Annotated in this window: 18 protein-coding genes and 1 pseudogene; 7 read left to right on the top strand and 12 right to left on the bottom strand. The window is 71.6% G+C overall.

Annotated elements, in window-relative coordinates:
- Positions 1-36: 36 nt before the first annotated feature.
- The 4 genes from hpt to dacB form a co-directional block, all read right to left on the bottom strand.
- Positions 37-576, bottom strand: coding sequence for a hypoxanthine phosphoribosyltransferase (gene hpt, locus IEY86_RS16230; protein WP_189132528.1), 540 nt, complete (start codon positions 574-576; stop codon positions 37-39).
- 27 nt (positions 577-603) lie between these two features.
- Positions 604-1,695 carry a tRNA lysidine(34) synthetase TilS gene (tilS, locus tag IEY86_RS16225; protein ID WP_189132406.1) on the bottom strand — a complete coding sequence of 364 codons (1,092 nt, stop codon included), beginning with the start codon at positions 1,693-1,695 and terminating at the stop codon, positions 604-606.
- A gap of 232 nt (positions 1,696-1,927) precedes the next feature.
- Positions 1,928-3,094, bottom strand: a complete 1,167-nt coding sequence (locus tag IEY86_RS16220) for an Rv3626c family coenzyme F420 biosynthesis-associated protein (protein ID WP_189132405.1) — start codon at positions 3,092-3,094, stop codon at positions 1,928-1,930.
- A 176-nt stretch (positions 3,095-3,270) separates the two neighbouring features.
- Positions 3,271-4,653, bottom strand: a complete 1,383-nt coding sequence (gene dacB, locus IEY86_RS16215; RefSeq protein ID WP_229698482.1) for a D-alanyl-D-alanine carboxypeptidase/D-alanyl-D-alanine endopeptidase — start codon at positions 4,651-4,653, stop codon at positions 3,271-3,273.
- Positions 4,654-4,826: 173 nt separating this feature from the next.
- On the opposite strand from dacB, the gene IEY86_RS37555 reads away from it, so the two are divergent.
- Together IEY86_RS37555 and IEY86_RS16205 are read left to right on the top strand one after the other, a co-directional pair.
- Positions 4,827-8,000, top strand: coding sequence for an NACHT domain-containing protein (locus tag IEY86_RS37555; protein ID WP_189132403.1), 3,174 nt, complete (start codon positions 4,827-4,829; stop codon positions 7,998-8,000).
- 229 nt (positions 8,001-8,229) lie between these two features.
- Positions 8,230-8,724, top strand: coding sequence for an inorganic diphosphatase (locus IEY86_RS16205; RefSeq protein ID WP_189132402.1), 495 nt, complete (start codon positions 8,230-8,232; stop codon positions 8,722-8,724).
- Between the two features lie 100 nt (positions 8,725-8,824).
- Here the strand turns inward: IEY86_RS16205 and IEY86_RS16200 are convergent, their stop codons facing one another.
- From IEY86_RS16200 to IEY86_RS16180, 6 genes are all read right to left on the bottom strand, one after another.
- Positions 8,825-10,462, bottom strand: a complete 1,638-nt coding sequence (locus IEY86_RS16200; protein WP_229698481.1) for a threonine/serine exporter family protein — start codon at positions 10,460-10,462, stop codon at positions 8,825-8,827.
- A gap of 101 nt (positions 10,463-10,563) precedes the next feature.
- Positions 10,564-11,364 carry a DedA family protein gene (locus tag IEY86_RS36490; protein WP_229698480.1) on the bottom strand — a complete coding sequence of 267 codons (801 nt, stop codon included), beginning with the start codon at positions 11,362-11,364 and terminating at the stop codon, positions 10,564-10,566.
- A gap of 378 nt (positions 11,365-11,742) precedes the next feature.
- Positions 11,743-12,519, bottom strand: coding sequence for a MerR family transcriptional regulator (locus tag IEY86_RS16195; protein WP_189132401.1), 777 nt, complete (start codon positions 12,517-12,519; stop codon positions 11,743-11,745).
- Positions 12,520-12,644: 125 nt separating this feature from the next.
- On the bottom strand, positions 12,645-13,637 hold the full coding sequence (locus IEY86_RS16190; RefSeq protein WP_189132526.1) for a hypothetical protein: 993 nt from the start codon (positions 13,635-13,637) through the stop codon (positions 12,645-12,647).
- Between the two features lie 151 nt (positions 13,638-13,788).
- Positions 13,789-14,568 (bottom strand): hypothetical protein, encoded by a 780-nt coding sequence (locus IEY86_RS16185; RefSeq protein WP_189132400.1) that lies wholly within the window; start codon positions 14,566-14,568, stop codon positions 13,789-13,791.
- A 43-nt stretch (positions 14,569-14,611) separates the two neighbouring features.
- Positions 14,612-15,673, bottom strand: coding sequence for a glycoside hydrolase family 6 protein (locus IEY86_RS16180; protein WP_229698479.1), 1,062 nt, complete (start codon positions 15,671-15,673; stop codon positions 14,612-14,614).
- A 574-nt stretch (positions 15,674-16,247) separates the two neighbouring features.
- Between IEY86_RS16180 and IEY86_RS16175 the strand changes: the two are divergent.
- From IEY86_RS16175 to IEY86_RS16160, 4 genes and pseudogenes are all read left to right on the top strand, one after another.
- A pseudogene (locus IEY86_RS16175) lies at positions 16,248-16,544 on the top strand (serine protease); the annotation flags it as partial.
- 71 nt (positions 16,545-16,615) lie between these two features.
- Positions 16,616-16,816, top strand: coding sequence for a hypothetical protein (locus IEY86_RS16170; RefSeq protein ID WP_189132398.1), 201 nt, complete (start codon positions 16,616-16,618; stop codon positions 16,814-16,816).
- 305 nt (positions 16,817-17,121) lie between these two features.
- The gene (locus IEY86_RS16165) at positions 17,122-18,354 is read left to right on the top strand and encodes an alginate lyase family protein (protein WP_189132397.1); all 1,233 of its coding nucleotides are present in this window, start codon (positions 17,122-17,124) and stop codon (positions 18,352-18,354) included.
- 136 nt (positions 18,355-18,490) lie between these two features.
- Complete coding sequence (locus tag IEY86_RS16160) at positions 18,491-18,664, top strand: CsbD family protein (RefSeq protein WP_189132396.1); 174 nt, start codon at positions 18,491-18,493, stop codon at positions 18,662-18,664.
- Positions 18,665-18,873: 209 nt separating this feature from the next.
- Here IEY86_RS16160 and IEY86_RS16155 read toward each other — a convergent pair whose 3' ends face one another.
- Positions 18,874-19,500: a YceI family protein gene (locus IEY86_RS16155; protein WP_189132395.1), complete on the bottom strand. Its 627-nt coding sequence runs from the start codon at positions 19,498-19,500 to the stop codon at positions 18,874-18,876.
- Positions 19,501-19,646: 146 nt separating this feature from the next.
- Between IEY86_RS16155 and IEY86_RS16150 the strand changes: the two genes are divergently transcribed.
- Positions 19,647-20,657, top strand: coding sequence for a pirin family protein (locus IEY86_RS16150; protein ID WP_189132394.1), 1,011 nt, complete (start codon positions 19,647-19,649; stop codon positions 20,655-20,657).
- A gap of 237 nt (positions 20,658-20,894) precedes the next feature.
- Here the strand turns inward: IEY86_RS16150 and IEY86_RS16145 are convergent, their stop codons facing one another.
- Complete coding sequence (locus tag IEY86_RS16145) at positions 20,895-22,157, bottom strand: carbohydrate-binding protein (protein ID WP_189132524.1); 1,263 nt, start codon at positions 22,155-22,157, stop codon at positions 20,895-20,897.
- Positions 22,158-22,358 lie beyond the last annotated feature (201 nt).

Genomic DNA, 22,358 nt, shown 5'->3' with positions numbered 1-22,358 from the left:
GTCCCCCGGCCGCCTCCCCCGGGCGTCCCCGGGCCCTCAGCCGCCGTAGACGTGCGGGGCGAGGGTGCCGACGAACGGCAGGTTCCGGTACTTCTCGGCGTAGTCGAGGCCGTAGCCGACCACGAATTCATTGGGGATGTCGAAGCCGACGTACTTCACGTCGATGGCGACCTTGGCCGCCTCCGGCTTGCGCAGCAGGGTGCACACGGCGATGGAGGCGGGGCCGCGCGAGCCGAGGTTGGTCAGGAGCCAGGACAGGGTCAGGCCCGAGTCGATGATGTCCTCGACGACCAGCACGTCCTTGCCGGCGATGTCGGTGTCGAGGTCCTTGAGGATGCGCACGACGCCGGAGGACTTGGTGCCGGAGCCGTAGGAGGACACGGCCATCCAGTCCATCTTGACCGGGTGGCTCAGGGCCCGGGCCAGGTCCGCCATGACCATGACGGCGCCCTTGAGGACACCGACGATCAGCAGGTCCCGCCCGGCGTAGTCGGCGTCGATGCGCGCCGCGAGCTCGGCGAGCTTGTCGTCGATTTCTTGCTTGGTGATGAGCACCGACTTCAGGTCGCTGCCCATGTCCTTCTCGTCCACCCGCGCTACTTCCTACAAGGTCGGATCCGGTGTCGGCTGCCGGGCGCCCGCTGGCTTCTGGGTGCCACCGAGGGTGTCACTGGAGCAACGACGCCGGAACAACAGCCTGCCACACTGCCGGTCCGCCTCGACGCCCCCGGGCAGGTGGAGCGGACCCTGGCCCCGCCAGCCGGTGACCAGGCGGTCGACCTCCTCGACGTGCCGGGCGAACAGCGACCCGGCAGGACTGCCCGCGGCGACGGCCGCGCGGCGGATCACCCTGCGGCGCACCGCGGGGGGCAGCTCGCGCAGGCGGGTGGCGTCGAGGCTTCCGTCGGCGTCGCGTACCTCGGACTCGACGCGGGTGGCCCAGCCGTCGAGGGCGTCGGCGTCGTCACGGGAGAGCTGGGCGGTGCGGGCGAGGGCTTCGACGACCCCCTTGCCCAGGGACTTCTCGAGGATCGGGAGGGCTTCGTGGCGGACCCGCGAGCGGGTGTAGGCGGGGTCCGCGTTGTGCGGGTCCTCCCACACCGGCAGGCCCTGGACGAGGCAGGCCTGGCGGGTGGTGTCCCGGTCGAGGTGGAGGAACGGGCGGCGGTAGCGCCCGTTGACCGCGGGCATGCCGGACAGGGAGCGGGTGCCGGAGCCTCGGGCGAGGCCGAGCAGGACGGTCTCGGCCTGGTCGTCGCGGGTGTGGCCGAGCAGGACGGCGACGGCGCCGTACCGCTGCGCCGCGGAGTCGAGCGCGGCGTAGCGGGCGTCCCGGGCGGCCGCCTCGGGTCCGCCCTGGCGGCCCACGGTCACGCCGAGGACGTCGACGGGGTCGAGGCCGAGGTCGCGCAGGTGCGAGGCCACCTCGACGGCACGCGTGGCCGAGCCCTCCTGGAGGCCGTGGTCGACCGTGACCGCGCCCGGCCTGATACCGAGCTTGGGGGCTTCGAAGGCGAGCGCGGAGGCGAGCGCCATGGAGTCCGAGCCGCCACTGCACGCCACGAGGACGACGGGCCTGTTGCCGGGCGCGGCCTCGGCGGGCCCGAGGGGGCTCGGCGGCAGTTCCCGGAGTACGTCGTGCAGGACGCGGCGGACCGCCAGGCGTATCGCCGCCACCGCGGGGTGTGGACCCATAGTCTGATCACTCCTCAGAAGCCGCACGACCCGCCCGCTTGCCCGCAGGGAGGGGTCCGTGCGCGAGCGCACGGGGGTAGGTCGATCGTGGCAGAAGTCGGGTGATTCCCGAGCATCGCACGCGGACCCGCCGATCACGCTCCCTCGGACGGGTGACTGCGAGGTTGACGTGGACGTCCGAAAGGCCCTAAAAGGACAGCCTTGAGGCAACACCTCCGAACGTGCTCGCGAGCTACTTGGAGTGGACGCGCGCCACCCAGTCCTGGGGCCGGCCGATCTCCTGGCGGGTGGGCAGGGTGTTGGGCGAGGTCCAGACGCGGTTGAAGCCGGCCATTCCCACCTCGTCGACGACCGCCCTGACGAACCGTTCGCCGTCCTTGTACTGCCGCAGCTTGGCGTCGAGGCCGAGGAGCTTGCGCAGGGCGACGTCGAGCCGGCTGGCGCCGGTCTGGCGGCGCCGCTGGAACTTCTCGCGGATCTCGGCGACGGTCGGGACGACCTCGGGGCCGACGCCGTCCATCACGTAGTCGGCGTGGCCCTCGAGCAGCGACATGACGGCGGTGACGCGGGAGAGGATCTCGCGCTGGGCCGGGGTCTGGACGATGTCCAGGACGCTGCGGGCGCCCTCCGGCTCGTCCTCGGAGTCGGGGTCCTTGCTCCCGCTGCCGCCGGTGGCGATGGACTGGACGGCCTCGCGGAAGCGCTCGAGGAGCGTGGCCGGGTCCATCTCGGTCTCGCCGAGGAACGACTGGATCTCGCCCTCGATGTGGTCGCGCAGCCACGGCACGGCGCTGAACTGGGTGCGGTGGGTCTCCTCGTGCAGGCACACCCACAGGCGGAAGTCGTGCGGGTCGACGTCGAGCTCGCGCTCCACGTGGACGATGTTCGGCGCCACGAGCAGGAGACGGCCCTGGCGGGGGGTGCCCGCCGTGGCGTCGGCGGGTCCGGCGGGCATGTCGTGGGTGGCCGGGGCGAAGGTCTCGTACTGGCCGAGGACGCGCGAGGACAGGAACGACAGGAGCATGCCGACCTCGACGCCGGTGACCTTGCCGCCCACGGCGTTGATCACGGAGCCGCCGGGGATGCCCTCACGCCGGGACTGCATCTTCTCGAACAGGGGCTTGAGGATCTCGCGGAAGCCCGCCACGTTGGCCTTGATCCAGCCCGGCCGGTCCACCACGAGGACGGGGGTGCCGCCGAGGTCGGGGGCTCCGTCCGGGGACGCCATCGCCGTGAAGTCGCGCACGTGCCGCTCGGACGCCTCGGCGTGGCCGCGCAGCTCGGACACGACCGCTCTGGCCTCGTCCCGGCTCACCTCGGGCCCCGGCCGCACGAGCCGGGTCGCGGTCGCCACCGCGAGGTTCCAGTCGACCATCTCCGCTCCACCGGTGCTCGTCATGGCTTCACCGTACGTTGCCCGGCCGGGGGACGGGACCCTGAATTGCCCCGGGTATTGCCGCTTGCACCGGCCGTCGGCCAGGGGGTGGCCGGGGAATGAGCCGGGGCATCGGCCGCGGGACGGCCAGGACATCCGCCGCGGACGGCCAGGACATCCGCCGCGGGACGACCCCCGCGCTACCGGCAGCCGCAGTTGGCGACGGCCGCGGCGAGCCGGTCGAGGGCATCGGTCGCCGCCTCGGCCGAGGTGGTCCCCTTGGCGGTGAACGCGAAGACGAGCAGGCGGCCGTCGGCGTCCACGAGGGTCCCGGCGAGGGTGTTGACACCCGTGAGGGTGCCGGTCTTGGCACGTACCAGGCCCGCGGCGGCATGGGAGGGACCGCCGCCCCCGGCGCCGTAACGGTTCGCCAGGGTGCCGCTGAACCCGGCGACCGGCAGGCCGGTCAGCGCGGGCCTGAGGGCGGGCTTGTCCGGCGCGGCGGCGTGGGCGAGCAGGCGGACCAGGAGTTCGGCGGAGACCTGGTCCCCGCTGTTGAGACCGCTGCCGTCGAGGAAACGGGCGGCGCCCAGGGGCAGACCCGCCTTCCGGAGCACGGACTCGACGGCCCTGCCGCCGCCGTCGAAGCTCGCGGGCATGCCCCTGGCCATGGCGGTCTGGCGGGCGAGGGCCTCGGCGATGTCGTTGTCGCTGTCGGTCAGCATCCGCTCGACCAGGACGGCGAGGGCGGGCGACCTGACCTCCGCGATGGTGCCCTCGGCGGTGCGGGCCGCCCGGCCCGGGCGGGGGTCGCCCTGGACGTCCACGCCGCGCCGCCGCAGGAACACGGCGAACCTCGCGGCCGCGTCGCCGGCGGGGTCGCGCACCCTGCGGGCGTTGTGGCTGGTCCCGGGGTCCTCACGGCCCTCGTCGGCCATGAGGGGTGTCACCCGCGCGAGGTTGCCGTCGAACCCTATGGGGTGCAGCTCGGGTCCGGAGTAGGCGCTGGTGTCGTAGCGCAGCCGCACCGTCCTCGTGCCGCGGTCCTTGAGGGCTCGCGCGGTGGTGGCGGCGAGCTCGCGCAGGGAGGCCGGGTCGTCGGGCCCGGTCGGCAGGTCGCGGGCGGTCAGCGTGGGGTCCCCGCCGCCCACGAGGACGATCTCGTCGCGCCGCGCCCCCTGGACGACGGTGGTGGCGATGCGGTGCTCCGGCCCGACGCTCGCCAGGGCGGCCACGGCGGTGGCGATCTTGATCGTCGAGGCCGGAGTGCTCGGAGCGTCGGCGTCGGCCCCGTAGATCAGCCTGCCGGTGGCGGCGTCCATCACCGCGCCGGAGTGCGCGCTCCCGAGCGCGGAGGAATTCAGGAGCGGCCCCAGAGCCTCCTCCAGCCCCTGGCGGGTGGGCAGCGGCAGTTCGGGACCTGCGTCGCTCCGCGTCATCCGGACGGCGGAGAGCACCGCCGCCGCGGGCCGCAGGGCCCTGACGGAACCCCGGCCGGGGGCGGCATTCGAACGGGCGGCGGCGGCATCGCGCTCCGCGACCCGCCGGCCGCCCTCCCACGGTCCCGCGACGAGAACGGACACCAGGGCCACAGCCAACCCCACAGCGGCCGACGAAGCCGCCACCTGCCATGTCCTGGCCACCGGCCACCAGCCCTTTCCCCGTTGTTGAAGATGTCGAAGACACTTAATCAGGCAAACGCCTGCCACCGCCGCAGGCCCGTAGCACCCTGGGATCCGATCGGGGGAGGCGGGCAGTGGCGGGTGGCGGTTCGAAAGCGGCACAGGCAGGGGTCCTGGGCCTCGCGTTACTGGTCCCTGCCGGAGTGCTGGTGGCCCTGCGGGCGCAGGCGGCCGAGCATCCGGCCCTGGCCGTGGCGATCGTCCTCGCCTGCGAGGTCCTGCTTGCCGTCGTGGCCTTCGCGGGGAAGGTCTTCACGGTCCTGGAGGGGCGCTGGGCCGAGCGGGTGGCCGACCGGGTCGACCTTGCGCTGCGCGGCCGGCTGACCCGTTTCGAGCGCCAGTACCTCGAGTACGTGCGGCAGACCCACCGCTTCACCGACCTCAAGGGCATGGCCACCATCGGCGAGCAGACCCCGCAACTGGAGGAGGTCTTCGTCGACGTCGGCCTGCGGGCCGTCCCCCCGCACCGGGCTGGCGACGGACCGCTCGTGGGCGCCGCCCGGCCGGTGCCTCGGCGGCTGTCCATCGGCGATCTGCTGCAAAAGCCGGAGCCCGTGGTGCTCGCGGTGATCGGCAAGCCGGGGACCGGCAAGACGACCCTGCTCGAGCACACCGCCGTGAGGCTCGCCCGCGGCGGCAAGGACCGGCCCAGGAACCTGCCCATCCTGCTGTTCCTGCGCGACCATGTGGCCGCCGTCGTGGAGAACCCCCACCGCCCGCTGGCCGAGCGGATCCGCCACTGCCTGTCCGACCTGCCCGACGGCGAGCCCCCCGGATGGCTGGAGGACCAGCTCTCCAAAGGCCGCTGCGTCGTCATGCTCGACGGGCTCGACGAGGTCGCGCTGGCCCAGGACCGCAAGCTCATCGTGAGCTGGGTGGAGCGCCAGATCGCCCGCTATCCGCGCAACGACTGGGTGCTGACCTCACGGCCCCAGGGCTATGAGTCCGCCCGGCTGAACCGCGCCCAGGTGCTGCGGGTGCGCCGCTTCACCGGCGAGCAGATCAGCCGCTTCCTGCACGGCTGGTACCAGGCCGTCGAACGGATCAGCACCGGCCTCGACGACGAGGGAGTGCGACTTCGGGCGTCGAACGCGGCCGAGGACCTGCTGCGGCGCCTGCGCAACCGCCCCATGCTCTACGACCTCGCCGCCAACCCCCTGCTCCTGACCATGATCGCCAACGTCCACAAGTACCGCCACGCGCTGCCCGGCAGCCGCGCCGAGCTGTACGCGGAGATCTGCCAGGTGCTGCTGTGGCGCCGCCAGGAGGAGGGCAAGGGCCTGGTCACGGCCGACACGGAGGTCTCCGGGGCGAAGAAGGAGGTCGTCATGCGGGAGCTGGCGTACCGGATGATGGCCGAGAAGACCCGCGACCTTCCCGCTGAGCGGGCCGAGTCCGTGCTGCGCCCGGCGCTGGAGCGCGTGGGCGCCTCGGGCCCGGCGCGGGAATTCCTGGCGCCGATCGTGATGAGCGGGCTCCTGCTCGAACGCGAGGCGGGCCTGTACTGCTTCGCCCACCAGACCTTCCAGGAGCACCTGGCGTCGGCCCACATCCGTGACCACGGCCTCACCGCCGACCTGGTGAGGGGGGTGAGGGACCCCTGGTGGCGGGAGACGACGCTGCTGTGGGCGGCGCGCACGGACCCCAGCGAGATCGTCGAGGCATGCCTGGAGGACAGGAGCGTGCCCGCGATCGCGCTGGCCTTCGACTGCAAGGACGAGGCGGCCACCCTCGACCCGGCCACGCGGCGCCGCCTGGACGGCTTCCGGCAGGAGGCGCTTCAGTCGCCGCGGGGAACGCCGCTGCGGCGGCTGATGACCGCGGTGACGGTGACACGGCATCTGCGCGAAGCCGTCAGGCTCTCCGACGACACCCTGATCTGCTCCCGGCCGGTGACCAACGGGATCTACCGGCTCTTCGCGGAGGAGAACCCGGAGCACGCTCTGCCGCCGAGCGGCCCGCAGGACGGGGAGCGCGAGCAGGACGAGGACGCGACGGCGGTCGGCATGACGGCCGCGGCCGCGCGGGCGTTCCTTCAGTGGGTCAACGACCTGACCTCGGACAGCGTCCTGTACCGCTTCCCGGACCAGGTCCAGCTGGAGGACCCGGCGGCGCGCCCGGTGCTGGAGGAGGGCCGCACGACGTGGATGTCCGACGCGGACGACATCGAGAACCCGGAGCCGAGACTGTGGGTGCCGGAGGGTGTGACCCATCCGTGGAGCACGACGGTGGAACGGACCCGCGCGCGCTGGGAGGAGGAGAGCGAAGCGGCGCTCCTGGCCGGGCTGGAGGATCTTCTGGAGCGGGCCAGGGCGGTGGCCTACCACCGGGAGGTGGCGGCGCCGGCGCGGGACCATGGCACCCCCTCGCCAAGGGCGCGCGGCACTGTCCGACGTATCCGTACCGCTGTTCTCGACGGCAGCGCCGAACCCGCCCTCAGAGAGGCGCTGGAATCACCCCTGAGCCCCAGCGAGGGCCGCCAGCGGATGTTCGCCGACTCGCTCAGCCCCCTGGTCGCCCTCGATCCCCACCGGGCACGTGTCCACGTCGAAGGCCTCGGCCTGGACACCGGGGTCCTACTCGGCGTCCCCCTCACCCCGCAGGACCTCCGCGTCGTCCTCGTCCACGCCGTCCTTGCCGCACGCTTCCTCAGGAAAGAGGCCCACCGCGCGGCCGTGGCGCGGCGACCGGGTATCGGCGCAACATGCGACCATCTGCTCGAACTCCTGGGGTGCAACGGCACGGACGACTACGGCGCTCTGCACGCTCTGCGGAGCGAGGGTCCCGCGTCGACGTTCGTGTCCACGCACCTCGTCGAACTCGCCGTCCGCCTGCGCCGCGACCAGTCGTCGGCTCCCGGGGACTTCCTGTCCCGCCTTCTGACCAGGTGGATATGGGCAGCCATCGGAGCGGGCACCGACTGGATCATCGTTCCGCCCGAGAAGTCGGCCGACCGCGTCCGGTCACTGACGGCTGCGATCGAGCTTCACGGGCTGAGGGAAGCCGATGCCGAGAAGGCGGCCACGTGGCGCCTTCTCCTCGGCCTCACGAAAGCACTCATGGCTGCCGAGCGCCCCTCGGCAGCCATGACACGGATCGCGGTCCTCGCGGTCGCCTCCGTCGCCGAATTCGAAGCCCCGTCGATCGCCGCCGAAGCACGAGCCGTCGCCGCCGCCGTCACCGTCCTCCAGGACCGGACGGAGGGCATCAACCCCCCGAACGAAACCCTTCAGCTCCTGCGAGCCTGAACGTCGGGGGCCGGTTCGGGGCCCTCAGGACAGCGATGGCCCGGGTTACTACCATTGAGCCAGGGCCCACTCGTCCTGAATCCGTTCATATGCGCTGTGTGATACACCGCACACAGCGACTCTGACCTGGCCTTTCTCTCTCCACCGCCGGACCGGCGGATGGGCTGGACGCCAGATCTGTGACACTTAATCGCCGCAAGTGTGCTTATCGATCATGGAGGAGCCAGCCTTGGAGTTCGACGTCACGATCGAGATCCCGAAGGGTTCGCGGAACAAGTACGAGGTCGACCACGAGACCGGTCGTATCCGTCTTGACCGCATGCTCTTCACCTCGACCCGCTACCCGGCGGACTACGGCTACATCGAGAACACCCTCGGTGAGGACGGCGACCCGCTGGACGCTCTGGTGATCCTCGATGAGCCCACGTTTCCCGGTGTCCTGATCAAGTGCCGTGCCATCGGCATGTTCCGGATGACGGACGAGGCCGGCGGCGACGACAAGGTGCTCTGCGTACCCGCCTCCGACCCGCGCATGGAGCACCTGCGCGACATTCACCACGTTTCCGAGTTCGACCGGCTCGAGATCCAGCACTTCTTCGAGGTGTACAAGGACCTGGAGCCCGGCAAGTCCGTCGAGGGCGCTTCCTGGGTGGGCCGCACCGACGCCGAGACCGAGATCCAGAACTCGATCAAGCGACTGGCCGAGTCCGGGCACTCCCACTGAGTCCGGACACTCCGGGCACTCCCACTGAGTCCCGACCCGCAGACAACGACGGGCGCCGCACCTGGCTGGGGTGCGGCGCCCTCGCCGTGGTGGGGGAGGCTCAAAAGCCCCGGGTGCGCTTCGCCGCCCGGCGCCTCGCCGGGTCCTCGAAGCCGGGTACCCGCAGGAACAGGCGGCTGGCCTCTCCACCGAGGTTCACACCCACGGCGATGGCCAGCGCGAGCGCGGCCGCCTTGCTCAGCTCCGACCAGCCGGTGACGGCGTGGCCCTGCGCGAACGACAGCAGGCCCCGGTAGATCGCGCTACCGGGCAGCAGCGGGCCGATCGCCGCCGTCACATACGGCAGCACGGACGCGAACCGGTAGCGCGACAGCAACTGCCCGAACAGCCCGACGAGGCCGGCGGCCACCAGCGTGGCCAGGACCGGTGAGACGTCCGCCTGGTCGTGCAGGACGGCGAAGACGGTCCAGGCGATGCCGCCGTTGAGCGTCACGATCAGCAGGGTCTGCCGCTCCGACTGGAGCATCACCGCGAACGCCAGCGTCAGCACCATCGCCGCGATCAGCTGCACGGGCGGCCGCTCCACCGTCCGGAACGCCTGCTCGGGGTCGAGCTCGGCGTCGAAGCGCAGGCCGACGTACAGCACGAGCAGGACACCGCAGACGATGCCCACGACCAGGTACATCACTTCCAGCAGACGCGCCGACGCGGTGATGTAGAAGCCGGTCAGGCCGTCCTGCACCGCCGCCACGAGGGGTCTTCCCGGCAGCAGGGCGAACAGTCCACCGGTGATGACGGCGGAGGCCTCGATGTCGGGCCGGGTCAGCTCCAGGATCACGCCCATCGCGGCCGCGGGCATGGCGGCGATGACGAACTGGTAGAACTCCGGAAGTCCTCGTCCGGCCAGCAGCCAGGCCAGCCGGTCGCCGAGCACGGCGGCCACCATCGCGGCCAGGAAGACCACCGGGCCACCGCCGACCAGGACACTCGCCGCTCCCGCGAGCACACCGCCCGCCGCCGACAGCAGCCAGCCGGGGTAGGGGTGCCGGTTGCGGCGGATGCCAGCGAGGCGCCGGTAGGCCTCCTCCACCTTCAGCTCACCGTGCGCGATGTCGTCCACGAGCCGGTACACCGCGGCCAGCCGTGTGTAGTCGGTGCCCCGGCGCCGCACGACTCGGCTGGCGGTGACCGGGTCGTCCACCAGGGACGCCTGGTAGGAGATCGACAGCAGGGTGAACGTGACATTGGGCTCGGAGCGGTCCAGCGCGTACGCGTGCGCCACCGCGTACATCGCCGCCTCGACGTCCTCGGCGCCCTCGCCCCCGGCCAGCAGGAGCTCGCCGAGGCGCAGGATGAGGTCGAGTACACGCGGGACGGAGATCTCCTGCGGGGCACTCTGCTCGGGGGTGCTGCGCTCGTGCGTCCGCGTGCGCAGGAGGGTGCGCATACGGTCCTGCCACGGTCCGCCGGTGGCGCGGACGACGGGGATGCCGCCGGGCGGGGTGAACGCCGCCGACCGCTGCGCCGGGGGCTGCGGCGGCAGCGGGTTGGTGCCCGTGGTGGAGCCGCCGGGGAGCGTGAACGCCGAGCCCTCAACCGGTGGCGGGGGCGGCAGCGGAACCCCCAGGGGCGGGGTGAAGGCGGAATGGGCCTCGTCCGGGACGGGCTTGTGGTCCTCCAGCGCCGACGTGCCCGACGCCGTGTTCGCGCCCTCCCCGGACCCGTTCCTGTGAGCCAACGTGCCTCTCCTCGTCCCTCCCGTCCCACCGATGCCGCTCCCACAATGCCTGACAGCCGGAGAGCATGGCCACGAGGGTGGCCGGGAGAAGGAGTCCGTGCTCAGCGCGAGCGCGCACGGTGGCGGCCGCGCTTGGGTATGGAGCCCCTGGCGTCCTGGCCGTCGGCCTCGCCCCCGTGGTCCGCGGTGTGGTGGCTGCCCTCGGCCCGCCCGGTTCGCTCGGTTCCCTCGGCCGGGCCGCCCGCGCTGCCCGTTGCGCCGTTGGCGGCCTTCGCGCCCTTGCCCTTGCGGCGGGCACGCAGCACCTCGATCACGACCGGGATCACGGAGACCGCCACGATGCCGACGAGGATCAGCTCCACATGCGCCCGGACGGCGTCCACCTGCCCGAGGAAGTACCCGGCGACCGTGACACCGCAGCCCCACAGGATGCCGCCGATGACGTTGTAGACGACGAAGGTGCGGTAGTTCATGCGGCTGACGCCCGCGACGATGGGCGTGAAGGTGCGCACGATGGGCACGAAGCGGGCGAGGATGATGGAGCGCGGGCCGTACTTCTCGAAGAAGTCGTGTGCCTTCTCGACGTTCTCCTGCTTGAACAGCTTGGAGTCCTGCCGTCCGAACAGCGAGGGCCCGACCTTGCGGCCGAAGAGGTAGCCCACCTGGTCACCCGCGATGGCGGCGACCGCCACCCCCGTCAGCACCACCCACAGCGGCTGCTTGATGAACGTGTGGTCCGCGCACAGCAGACCGGTGGTGAACAGCAGGGAGTCGCCGGGGAGGAAGAACCCGATCAGGAGCCCGGACTCGGCGAAGACGATGGCCAGGATGCCGATCAACCCGAACTGGGAAATCAGGTAGTTCGGATCCAGCCAGCTGGTACCGAGGGCAAGGGTGGTCACGGGTCGGTCGCTCCTGTGGGGCGGGTGGGGGGCAGCTCGGTCAACACGGCCAACGTACCAACGGCTGCGATCGGCCCTCGGTTCCCGTCGTCCCCACCGGCCGCAGGCCCCGCTTTCGTCGCGGCCCACAGGCGCGCTTCGTCGCGGCAGCGCCGCCCGCGCCCGCAGGACTCGCCCCCATGCGGGCGGCGCGGCGCGGAGTCACGATGCGCTCATGAGCATCGACGATTGCGGCGGCGGACACGGGACGGCCGCGCGGGTCTCCCCGGTGCAGTGGGCCCCGCAGCCCCGCAGCCCCCAAGTCCGTAGCTCCGTAACTCCGTAGGTCCCATGGTCCACGAGCCCGCCGCCCCGCCGGTGACGGCCCTTCCGGAGGACCTACGTCCGATCGGGCTCGTCGAGGTGCCGCACGGCGTTGGCCAGGATCGCGTCCCTCACATACGTGGCCACCCCGGGCTTGATCTTCTCGTAGTACGCCGTGAAACGCGGGTCGGCCACGTACATCTCGCCGAGCCCGGTGTGGATCTCGTAGGAGCAGTCGTAGAACCACCGGGTGATCTGCCGGCGGTGCTCCTCGGCGAGGTCCATCGCCGCCTCGCTGTCGGCGGGTGCGCCGCTGTCGAAGAGGGCGGCCAGCCGCTCGCCCCAGTCGGCCTGCTCGGCCCGGTGGCGCAGCCAGTCATCCTTGCCGTAGCCGCAGACCCTGCGCTGCGACTGCCGGTAGGCGTCGGTGCCGCCCCAGCGCCTCTCGGCCTCCTCCGCGTACTGGTCGGGGTCGAAGTCGCCGAAGACCTCGAACCGCTCCTCGGGGGTGAGATCGATGCCCACTCTTTCCGCCTCCATCGCTCGCTCCACGGCCGCGGCCATCTCCCGCAGGCGCTCGATGCGCTCGGTCAGCAACGCGTGCTGCCGCCGCAAATGCGCCACCGGGTCGGCAACCGGGTCGTCGAGGACGGCCGCGACCTCGTCGAGGGAGAAGCCGAGCTCCCGGTAGAACAGGATCTGCTGGAGCCGGGTCAGGTCGGCGTCGCTGTAGCGCCGGTGTCCCGCTCGGCTGCGCGTGCTCGGCGAGAGCAGGCCGACCTCGTCGTAGTGGTGCAGCGTGCGCACGGTGATCCCGGCGAACGCGGCCACCTGTCCGACGGAGTACTCCATGGTGCGTGCTCCCCGCTCCCTCTCGTTTTCGGGTACGGGAAACAGGCTGCGTCCTCACGTCGCGTGAGGTGCAAGCAGAGGTGGCGAACGGATTTGCGGGCGGGCGCGGCTCGCCCGGCGGCCTCCTACCGGCGGGCGACCTCGTCCAGCCCGCTCAGCAGCCTCGGCAGATCGGGCCCGCGCCCGACCGGCAGGATCTCGCCGGGCCGGTCGTCGAGCAGCACGAAGGCGATGTCGTCGGTGCGTCCCACCAGGCTCCAGCCGGGGCCGTCGGCCCTGACGGTCCTGGCGCCGTCGGGGGCGAAGGAGGAGCGCACCCGCCCGGGCGGAGGCGGCGTCCTGATGTACTCCTCGGCGTCGAGCAGCGCCCGCTTGACCCCGCTGACCGGCTCGCCTTCACCGGCGGCCCCACCGCCGTCGGCCTCGTCGGCCTCGTCGGCCTCGTCGACCGCACCGGCGTCACCCGCCTCACCCGCCTCACCGGCGTGGGCTCCGCCGGAAACACCGGAGGCGGCCCCACTCGCTCCGGCCTCGGCAGCGCCTGCCGCCGCCTCGCCCTTCGCGGCGCCCTCTCCGCTCTCCTCCTGCGTGCTCCCGCCCTTGGCAACGAAGGTGACATCGGCGTCGACCTGCGCACGGAACTGCGCCCACTGGAGGGCTATCTCGTCGGCGCCCAGCCGCCGCACCGCGGAGTTCCAGCTGTTCGCGTCCGGGGGCCGCAGCGCGGGGATGCCGCAGTCGGCCGGGTCATGGGGAGCGGCGAGGTTCGGGGCGGCGACCGCCACGGCCAGGGGCCAGCCGGGCAGCGCTCCGACGACGGACCTCTCGGGCGGCGACAGGTCGTAGTCCAGACCGCAGTCCCAGGCCGCCACGGCGCACGCGACCAGCGCGGTGTCGGTGACGGCCACCGTCCAGCGGGCACCGTCGGCGTCCTGCCCGAGCACCAGCCCGTAGCCCTCCGGGTGCGGGTCCAGACCGAGCACTTCGCACGCCGCGGGGTAGTCGTCGGCGAGCACGGCGGGGAACTGCGCGGGGGTGAGCATCACCGCGGTGAGCACGTAGAACTCGTCGTCGTCCGGTTCGGCGGGTCCCGCCGCCCGCGCCGCATCCGCCACCATTGCCTGCCTCCCCTGCCCCCGCCCGCGGTCCATGTCCGCTCCCTGCGGCCACTGGCGGGCACCATATTCAGCCGTGTATCCCCACGGCTAGTGTTTCGGCCCTCCCGTTATGGGGTCGCGTCGCTTCCCGCAGGGCTCTCACAGGGCGTTTTCAGAGGGTGACCGTCGGCCCCTGCTGCATCCGCCCGGTGTAGATCTCCTGGCCCCTCGGCACCCAGTAGCCGAGCTTGGAGACGACGGACCCGTGCCCGTGGACGCCGACCTTCACCTTCACCGGCTTCGCGGGCCGGACGTCGTTGAAGGTGCAGTTCAACGCGTGCCCGTGCCGCTTCGTGGCGGAGTCGGGGCTCGCCAGGGGGTTGGCGCAGCGCGGATCGGAGGACCTCAGCTCGGTCCCCTCCTCCCCGACCAGGCCGAACCGCAGATTCCCGTCACCGTCGGTGCTCTCGCGGGCGACGGTGTAGGTCAGGCTCCCGCGGCCCCGGGCGACGTCGATGCGGTAGCCGGGCCTCGGCTTGGGCGCGGTGAGGGTGACCGTGCGCCGGGTGGTGCCGGCCAGTTCGGAGTCGGCCGTGCGTACCCGCACCGTGCCCACGATCTCGTACGTCCCCGGCCCGGGGTACTCCGCGCGCGCGGCGAGGACGCCCGAGGCGACCGCCTCCCCGTTCCTGGTCATCCGCCAGGTCCCCGAGGTGTCGCACGCGGTGCTGCAGTGGGCCGGCGTGGAGACGGTCATGAAGGCGCCGTCGGTCTCCACGCAGGTGCCGACCACCGCGTCCTCGACCGGGGTGCCGGGCGCGCAGCGGGTGAGGGCCGTCGGCGCGGGGGCCGGTGAGGGGGCCTCAGCGGCCGCGGAGGCCACGGCGAACGAGGCGACGGCCAGGCCGAGGAGGACCGCCTTCCACGCTCCGCCGTCCCTTCCGGTCCGCATCCGGGCGCCGCCCGCTCCCCCCGGCTTCCGGCCGCCGCCCCTTTCAGCCCGCCTCGGCACGCCCGCTGCTGCCGTCCTGCTCGCTCTTCCCGTTCCTGGCGTCACGTGTCAGCCCCAATGCGTAGTCCGGCCACCACTGTCCTGCCGGGGGTCCGCCCCGGCACTGCCCGTCCGAGTCACCGGGCCGCTTGATCCACAGAAAGGCGTCGACGAGCGGGTCACCCGTGTCGGTCGTCGGCGGGGTGCCCAGCGCCCGGCCCGGCGGATTGCACCACGCCTCCCGCAGACGCGACCTGGGAGCGGGCCCATTGCCGTTGCGGCTGGTGTCGATCACGAAGTGGGCTCCGTCCAGCGCCCCGGAGAGCAGGTGGCCGTAGCTCCGGCTCGCCTCCGTGGTCTCGAAGTTGGCGACGTTGACGGCGAATCCGTCCGCGTCCGCGACCCCCGCCCGCTGCAGGGGGCCCACCATCCGGTCGGGATCGGGGATCCAGCTCGAGTTGGCCGCGTCCAGGTAGACCTTGGTCGCGGGCTGCCGCTTCAGCCGCCGCACGGCGTAGGCGAGGAGTTCGTAGCGCTCCTCGTGGAACGCGGCATGGGTGCAGCCGTCGACCATGTGGGCCACGGCGTCGGGTTCGAGGACGACGGTGGCGCTGTGGTCGCCGATGCCGGCCGCCAGTTCGTCGATCCATCGGCGGTAGGCGACGGCGTCGGGGGCGCCGCCCGTCGAGTACTGCCCGCAGTCGCGGTGCGGGATCTCGTAGGCGACGAACAACGCGGTCCGGCGCTGCCGTGCCGCCGCCTCGACCAGAGCCCTCGCCCGCGGTCCGGGACGGGGACGGGCGAACCACTCCGCCACGGGGTGGTCCGCGATCCGCTTGATCGACTCGGCCTCGCGCACACGTCCCTGGCGCTGCCACTGCCTGACCTGCCGGGCAGCCGTCCCCTGCGGGTTCACCCAGAAGGACTCGGCCGGCTTCGCACGGCCTCCGCGATCGGGCCGGTTCGCGGAGGAACCGCAGCCGCCGACGGACACAAGCACCGCCATGGCGCAGGCGAGCGCGCACAGGCAGGCGGGCACACGGACGGCGGCGCCTGTGCCGGGCATCCACTCCCCCTCGGGCGGTCGAACTGGACCAGTCGCCGCAATCCTGGCATATGAGGCGGTGTCAGTTCAGGCTGCCCGCCCCCCTCGGACCCGCGTGTCGCCCTCTGCCCCGCTGCCGCCTTGCCGGCAGATCCGCCCGGCCGTCCGGGACCCGCCCAAAGATCCGCCCAAAGATCCGCCCAAAGATCCGCCAGAAGATCGGCCCCGAGATCCAGTCGAGGTCGGCCCCGTTCGCTTTCCGGACGTCAAATGGCCACTATCGGGCAAAGTTTGGTCAAGTCGCGCCCGAAGTCTGTTGCGGACGCTGTCTCGCTGCCACGATCCTCCCCGTCCTTAGCACGTCCGCACAGCGCCCGGCCGCCTCACCACGGCCGACGGGCGGGGGCCCAGCACCTCGCAAGGCGAATCCGGAAGAACGATCTTCTGCACGGAGAGGACTCCTCGCATGAAACGACCTCTCGTCGGTGTGCTCACGACCGCTTTGCCGACCGGTGCCGCGGTCGCGGGCGTCAGCGCCGCCCCGGCGTCCGCCGCCGGGCACACCACGAAGGCCCCGAGGACCGCGCATGCCCCGAAGGACTCGCCGCGCTACACCTCCACCTGCGACACCATCGGCGGGACGTCCGGCTCCCCCGTGAGCGACAGCAGGACCGGCAGGCTCGTGGCGATCGACAGCACGGGCGACGAGGACGGCCGGCGCCGCACGGTCAACAACCCGTGCGAGATCGACGAGAGCGGCGACATCACCGTCCGCAGGGGCTTCAATTACGCCCAGCAGACCTACCTGATCACCAAGTGCGTCGGCAGTGGGAACAAGATCGGCCTCGGCCTGCCCGGGTGCGTTCTGCCCAAGCCGTCCGCGATCTCGTAACCGCTGGACGACAGGCGTCCCCGGACTCCCCTCCGGGGGCGCCGCCACGTGCGATGACGGATGCTGAGGGTATGAGCGCGCATCCCTACGTCGTCTACGCCTGGGACGGCCACAACCCCTACCGCCTGGTCATGCTGCCGGACGAGTCCCACCAGGTGGTGCACGACCGCGCCGAGCTCGAGCGGCTGGCCGCCCAGTGGGGTGTGGACCTCGACGACCCCGACCAGGTGGTCTGGGAGGGCGGCGACCGCTGGCCGCCGCCGCGCACGTAGGCACGGCCGAGCCGAGCCCTCCTCGCGGGGCGCTCCCGGCCGCCTCGCCGTGAGCCGTCTCGCCGCCGTTGGCCGCCTCGCCGTGAGCCGCCTCGTCGAGAGCCGCCTCGCCGCACGTTTCCGAGCATTGCCCGCAGGGCGCCGGACAGCGCCGATTGGCGCAAAAGTCCGCGCGGCCGCGGCACGTCGGGCCGACCCTCACCGGATATCGCGGCGGCTGCTGGTAGTCAGTGCCAGTCAGCCGTAGTCCCTTCCAGCCAGCCGCCGGCGGTCCTACGAGCGCGCGGCCGCGAGGAGATCCAACGATGCCCGGAGCACGCGTTTCCAAGGGGTTGGCAGCCGCCACCGCCACCGTCGCGGTCGTGGTGCCGCTGCTCGTGGCCGGAGGGCCCGCGTCGTCCTCCGCCGCAGGGGCCCAAAGCGCCGCGCGGGTGCGCCACGCCGCGCCCGCGTTCAAGCACCCCGGCGTCCTGGTGAGCGGGAGACAGCTCAACTTCGTCCGCGGGCGGGTCAACAAGGGCGCCCAGCCGTGGAAGAACGCCTACCGAGCGATGCGGGAGAGCAGGTACGCCTCCCTCGCGTACCACCCGGCGCCGAGCGCCGTCGTGCACTGCCCGTTCGGCGAAGCGCCGGGCCACGGCTGCGTCGAGGAGCGCCAGGACGCTCTCGCCGCCTACACCGACGCGCTGGTCTGGTCGATCAGCCGGGACCGCGCCTACGCGCGCAAGGCCGTCTCGATCATGGACGCGTGGTCGGACGTGCTGAAGAACCACACCTCGGACAACGCCAGCCTGCAGGCCGCCTGGGCGGGGTCCACCTGGGCACGGGCAGCCGAGATCATGCGTTACACCTACAAGGGCTGGTCCCCCTCCCACGTCCGCCGTTTCTCCACCATGCTGCGCCGCGGCTACCTGCCGGTCGTGCGCAAGGGCAACCCCAAGTACAACGGCAACTGGGAACTGGCGATGACCGACGCCACGATGGGCATCGCGGTCTTCCTCAACGACCGGTCGGCCTTCAACAAGGCGGTGTCCACCTTCCGCGCCCGGGTGCCCGCGTACTTCTACCTCAAGAAGGACGGAAGCCGGCCGAAGACGCGCAAGGGCTCGGGCGTCACGACGCGCGACCAGATGACCACGTACTGGTTCGGGCAGCGCACCTTCGCCAACGGGCTCGCCCAGGAGACCTGCCGCAACTTCACCCACGTCGGCTACTCGCTCGCCGCCACCTCCCACATCGCGGAGACCGCCTGGCACCAGGGCGTGGACCTGTACTCCGGGGTCAAGGAGCGGCTGCGCCAGGCGCTCGGCTTCCATGCCCACTACGAGCTCGGCGCTCCGGCGCCGCAGTGGCTGTGCGGCGGCAAGCCGGAACTGGGGCTCGGTCCCGACACCGAGGTGCTCTACCACCACCTGCACAAGCGGCTCGGCCTCACCCTTCCGGACGCCAAGCGGCTGACCATGCGGCAGCGGCCCGCGGGCACGGACAACCTGTTCGTGGCCTGGGAGACGCTCACGCACGCGGGCAACCGGTACTGATCCGGAAGGGGGGGTGAGCCGCGTTCCCCCGAAAGGGCCGGGTCGCGTTTTATGACGTTTCCGGGCCCGATCGCCGGGCACGCGCCCTCTTAGCCGAAGATCCGAGCCCCTCATCGGATCGGAGAGGAGCTCCCCCGTGAGCACCGAGAAGAAGAGCAAGGCCAAGGCCGCGCAGGCCAAGGGCAAGGTGAAGGAGGCCGTCGGCCGGATGACGGACGACGAGCGCCTCGAAGCCGAGGGCCGTACCGAGCAGGCCAAGGGGGACGCGCGCCAGGCGAAGGAGAAGGCCAAGGACGTCTTCAAACACTGACGTCTTCAAACACTGACATCACAGAACGAACACCGACGTCATCGGAGAAGACTGAACCACTTCCAACGCCGGCCTCGTCGAACGCCGACGGGACACCGGCGCCCGGAGGGAGACAACACGCCGGGGCCGACCACACGATGTGGTCGGCCCCGGCGCGTTCGCGCTCGCCGTGCCTGGTCGCCGTGGGCGCCGAGGCGCTCGGCGGCGGGTCACGCGTCCTTGATGGCCGAGATGTCGAAGTGCAGCCTGACCTTCTCGCCGATCAGCACGCCACCGGTCTCGAGGGCGGCGTTGTAGGTCAGGCCCCAGTCGGTGCGGTCGATCGTGGTGGAGCCCTCGAAGCCGACGCGCTGGTTGCCGTAGAGGTCGGTGGCCGCGCCGTTGAAGTCCAGGTCGAGGGTGACCGGGCGGCTGACGCCCTTGATGGTCAGGTCTCCGACGATCCGGAAGGAGTCCTCGCCCAGCTGCTCCGCGGAGGTGCTGCGGAAGGTGATGGCGGGGTGGGTCGGCGCGTCGAAGAAGTCACCGGTGCGCAGGTGCTCGTCGCGCTGGGCCTGATGGGTGTCGATGCTGTCGACCCTGATGTCCAGCTCGGCGGTGGAACGGGTCGGGTCCTCGCCGTCGAGGTGCAGCCTGCCCTCGTACTCGGTGAACTCGCCGCGGACCGTGGTGACCATCGCGTGACGCACGGAGAAACCGATCCGACTGTGCGTGGGGTCGATCGTGTAGTCGCCGGTCAGCGCCGCGAGATCGGCCCTCGCAGTGACAGCCGTCTGCGCGGAGGCCTTCGCGGAAGCGGTCCCGTCCGAGGTCCTGGTGCGGTTGAACAGTCCCATGGCTCCTCCTGGGGGCACGGAGAAAGTGATTCAGAATTAAACTACTTCCAAGATAGACGATGGTGGTCCGATTTTCAACCACTTCTTTCGATGCCGAGCGTACGGTGGTCTTGAGTGCACCGCACGGCGATCCGAGGAGAGCCACCATGCCTGCCGTGACCGTGGACAACCCGCTCACTCTTCCGCGGGTGCCGCCCCTTTCCGACACCGAGACGGCCGCCCAGCGGCCCGTCCGCTCGGTGACGACAGCTCCCAGCGGACTCGAGGGCGAGGGATTCCCCGTCCGGCGGGCCTTCGCCGGAGTCGATCTGCGGGACCTCGATCCCTTCGTCCACATGGACCAGATGGGTGAGGTGGACTACGCCCCCGGCGAGGCGAAGGGCACCCCGTGGCATCCCCACAGGGGGTTCGAGACGGTCACCTACATCATCGACGGGATCTTCGAGCACCAGGACTCCAACGGCGGCGGCGGTCGCATCACCGACGGCGACACGCAGTGGATGACCGCCGGGGCCGGCATCCTCCACATCGAGGCTCCACCGGAGCACCTGGTCGCCTCCGGGGGCCTGTTCCACGGCATCCAGCTCTGGGTGAACCTGCCCATGGCCAACAAATGGAACCCGCCGCGCTACCAGGACATCCGGGGCGGGCAGGAGAAGCTGCTGACCTCCGACGACGGCGGGGCACTGGTTCGGGTGATCGCCGGAAACGTGGCGGGGCACGACGGTCCCGGGGCGACCTTCACCCCCATGACCATGGTCCACGCGACGCTCAGTCCGGGCGCGAGGCTGCGCATGCCCTGGCGCACCGACTTCAACGCGCTGGCCTACGTTCTCGCCGGGGAGGGCAGCGTGGGGCCGCGGGGGCGGCCGGTCAGGAGCGGGCAGCTCGCGGTGTTCGGCGAGGGAGGCTCACTCACGGTGGCGGCCGACGCCGGGCGGGCCGGCCGCGCACACGGCCTGGAAGTGCTGCTCCTGGGCGGGGAGCCGATCCGGGAACCGGTGGTGCAGTACGGGCCGTTCGTGATGAACACCAGGGCGGAGATCGCGCAGGCGATGGACGACTACCGGGCCGGACGGCTCGGATCCGTACCCGCCACGTCCGCGGTTCCTCATGACGGCGCTTCCGCTCCGGGAGACGCGCGCTCGGCCGAGTGAGGGACACGGGAAGATGCTGCGCGCCGGCTGCGCGCAGCATCTTCTTGCGCCTCCAGCAGTTCCTCACCAACCGCCTTTGGGCGACCCCAGCGTAGCGGAACGACATTCGTTTTCACATAAAGCCCCGTCATGGCTGGAAGAGGGCCTCGGCGGGGGCCGCGGCGGGACAGCTGCCGGAGGAAGCGCAAAGGCTGCCCCGCCCGCGCCCGTGGGCGGGGCAGCCGTCCTGCGGCCGGGTCAGCAGGCGCCGTTGTCGGTCCACACACCGGCGGCGCCGCCGGGGGTGTCCGCCTGGGTCCACCACTTGGCGGTCCACTTGTGGCCGTTGTAGCTCACCGACTGCCCTCCGACGTAGGCGGTCTGGCTGTTCCAGGGGGACAGGCCGGAGCACTGCCCACCGCCGCCCGTGGTCCCGCCGGTGGTGCCACCGGTCGTCCCGCCGGTGGTGCCACCGGTCGTTCCCCCCGTGGTGCCGCCGGTGGTGCCGCCGTCCGGCGGGGTGGCTCCGGCGAACTTCACCGAGTACTTGGCGAAGTCCCACGAGGCCTGGGTGACGCTGCTGCAGGTGCCGGACGTCTGGCCGTTGTTGTCCGGCGGGCTGCACTGCCGGTCGCGGTTGAGCGACCAGAAGGTGTAGCGCGCCAGCTTGTGCGAGGTGGCGTAGTCGAGCACCGTCTGGAAGTCGGCCTGCCGGAAGTACTCACCGGTGTCGCTGCGGCCGTTCATCATCGAGACACCCTCGTGGGCGTAGGCGGTGGCCGCGTCCCATCCAAAGGTGCTGCGCAGGATCGAGTTGAAGTTCTCCAGGGCCGAGGTCTGCGCGGAGGCGCCGTTGAAGCCTCCGTCGAACGGCATGATGGAGAAGTTGTTGGGCGTGAAGCCCTGCGACTTGGCCTCGTTCAGCATCTGCTTGCCGAACCAGCCGGTGCCGTCGGCGGTCGCGGCCGTGGTGACGGAGACATAGAGGCCGGGATTGTCGCCCTGGAGGATCTTGGCGGCGCCGATCTCGTTGTGGATGGCGGCCGCGTTCTCGTACTCGGGCTCCTCGAGGTCGAAGTCGATCGCCTTGAGCGAGTACTTGTCGATCACCTGCTGGTAGGCGGCGGCCGTGGCCTCGGGGCTGCCGCAGGTCTGGCCGAGCTTGGTGCCGCCGTAGCCGCCGATGGAGACGGAGACGTCGCCTCCCGCGGCGCGGATGGACCTGATGGCACCGGCCACCTGGGTGTCGCTGGAGACGGCGGCGGTGCCGTCCCATGTGGGCGAACAGCCACCGCCGTTGGGGGCGAGGATGAACGCGAGCTGGAAGGCCTTCAGGCCGGTGGCGTTCATGATCTCGGTGGCATCGGGCGGGTTGTTGTCCCGCGGCATCAGATACGGCGCCGCGGCATACCAGTTGTTGCCGACCGCCGCCGCGGCGGACGGGGCGGCCGAGCTCTCCGGAGCGAACGACGCCAGCAGGCCGCCTCCGGCGAGGACGGCCGAGGCGAGCGCCGCGACCATTCCCACCAGGCGTGATCTGCGCCTACGGGGTGGTGTGTGGGGGGATTCGGGCACGGGGACCTCCATGAGCGGTGGGGGGCTTGCGAACGCCTGATCCCGGAATACCGGCCTGCCATGCGCCCGTCAATACATTGGACTAGACCTAGGGCTAGACCAATCACTGAAAGACACCGCCGCTCGGCCCTGAGGCACCCCTTCGCC

Source organism: Wenjunlia tyrosinilytica, from assembly GCF_014646055.1.
In the GTDB taxonomy this organism is placed as follows: Bacteria; Actinomycetota; Actinomycetes; order Streptomycetales; family Streptomycetaceae; genus Wenjunlia; species Wenjunlia tyrosinilytica.
The sequence above is the reverse complement of the archived record's forward strand: the minus strand, read 5'-3'. Positions and strand labels throughout refer to the sequence as shown.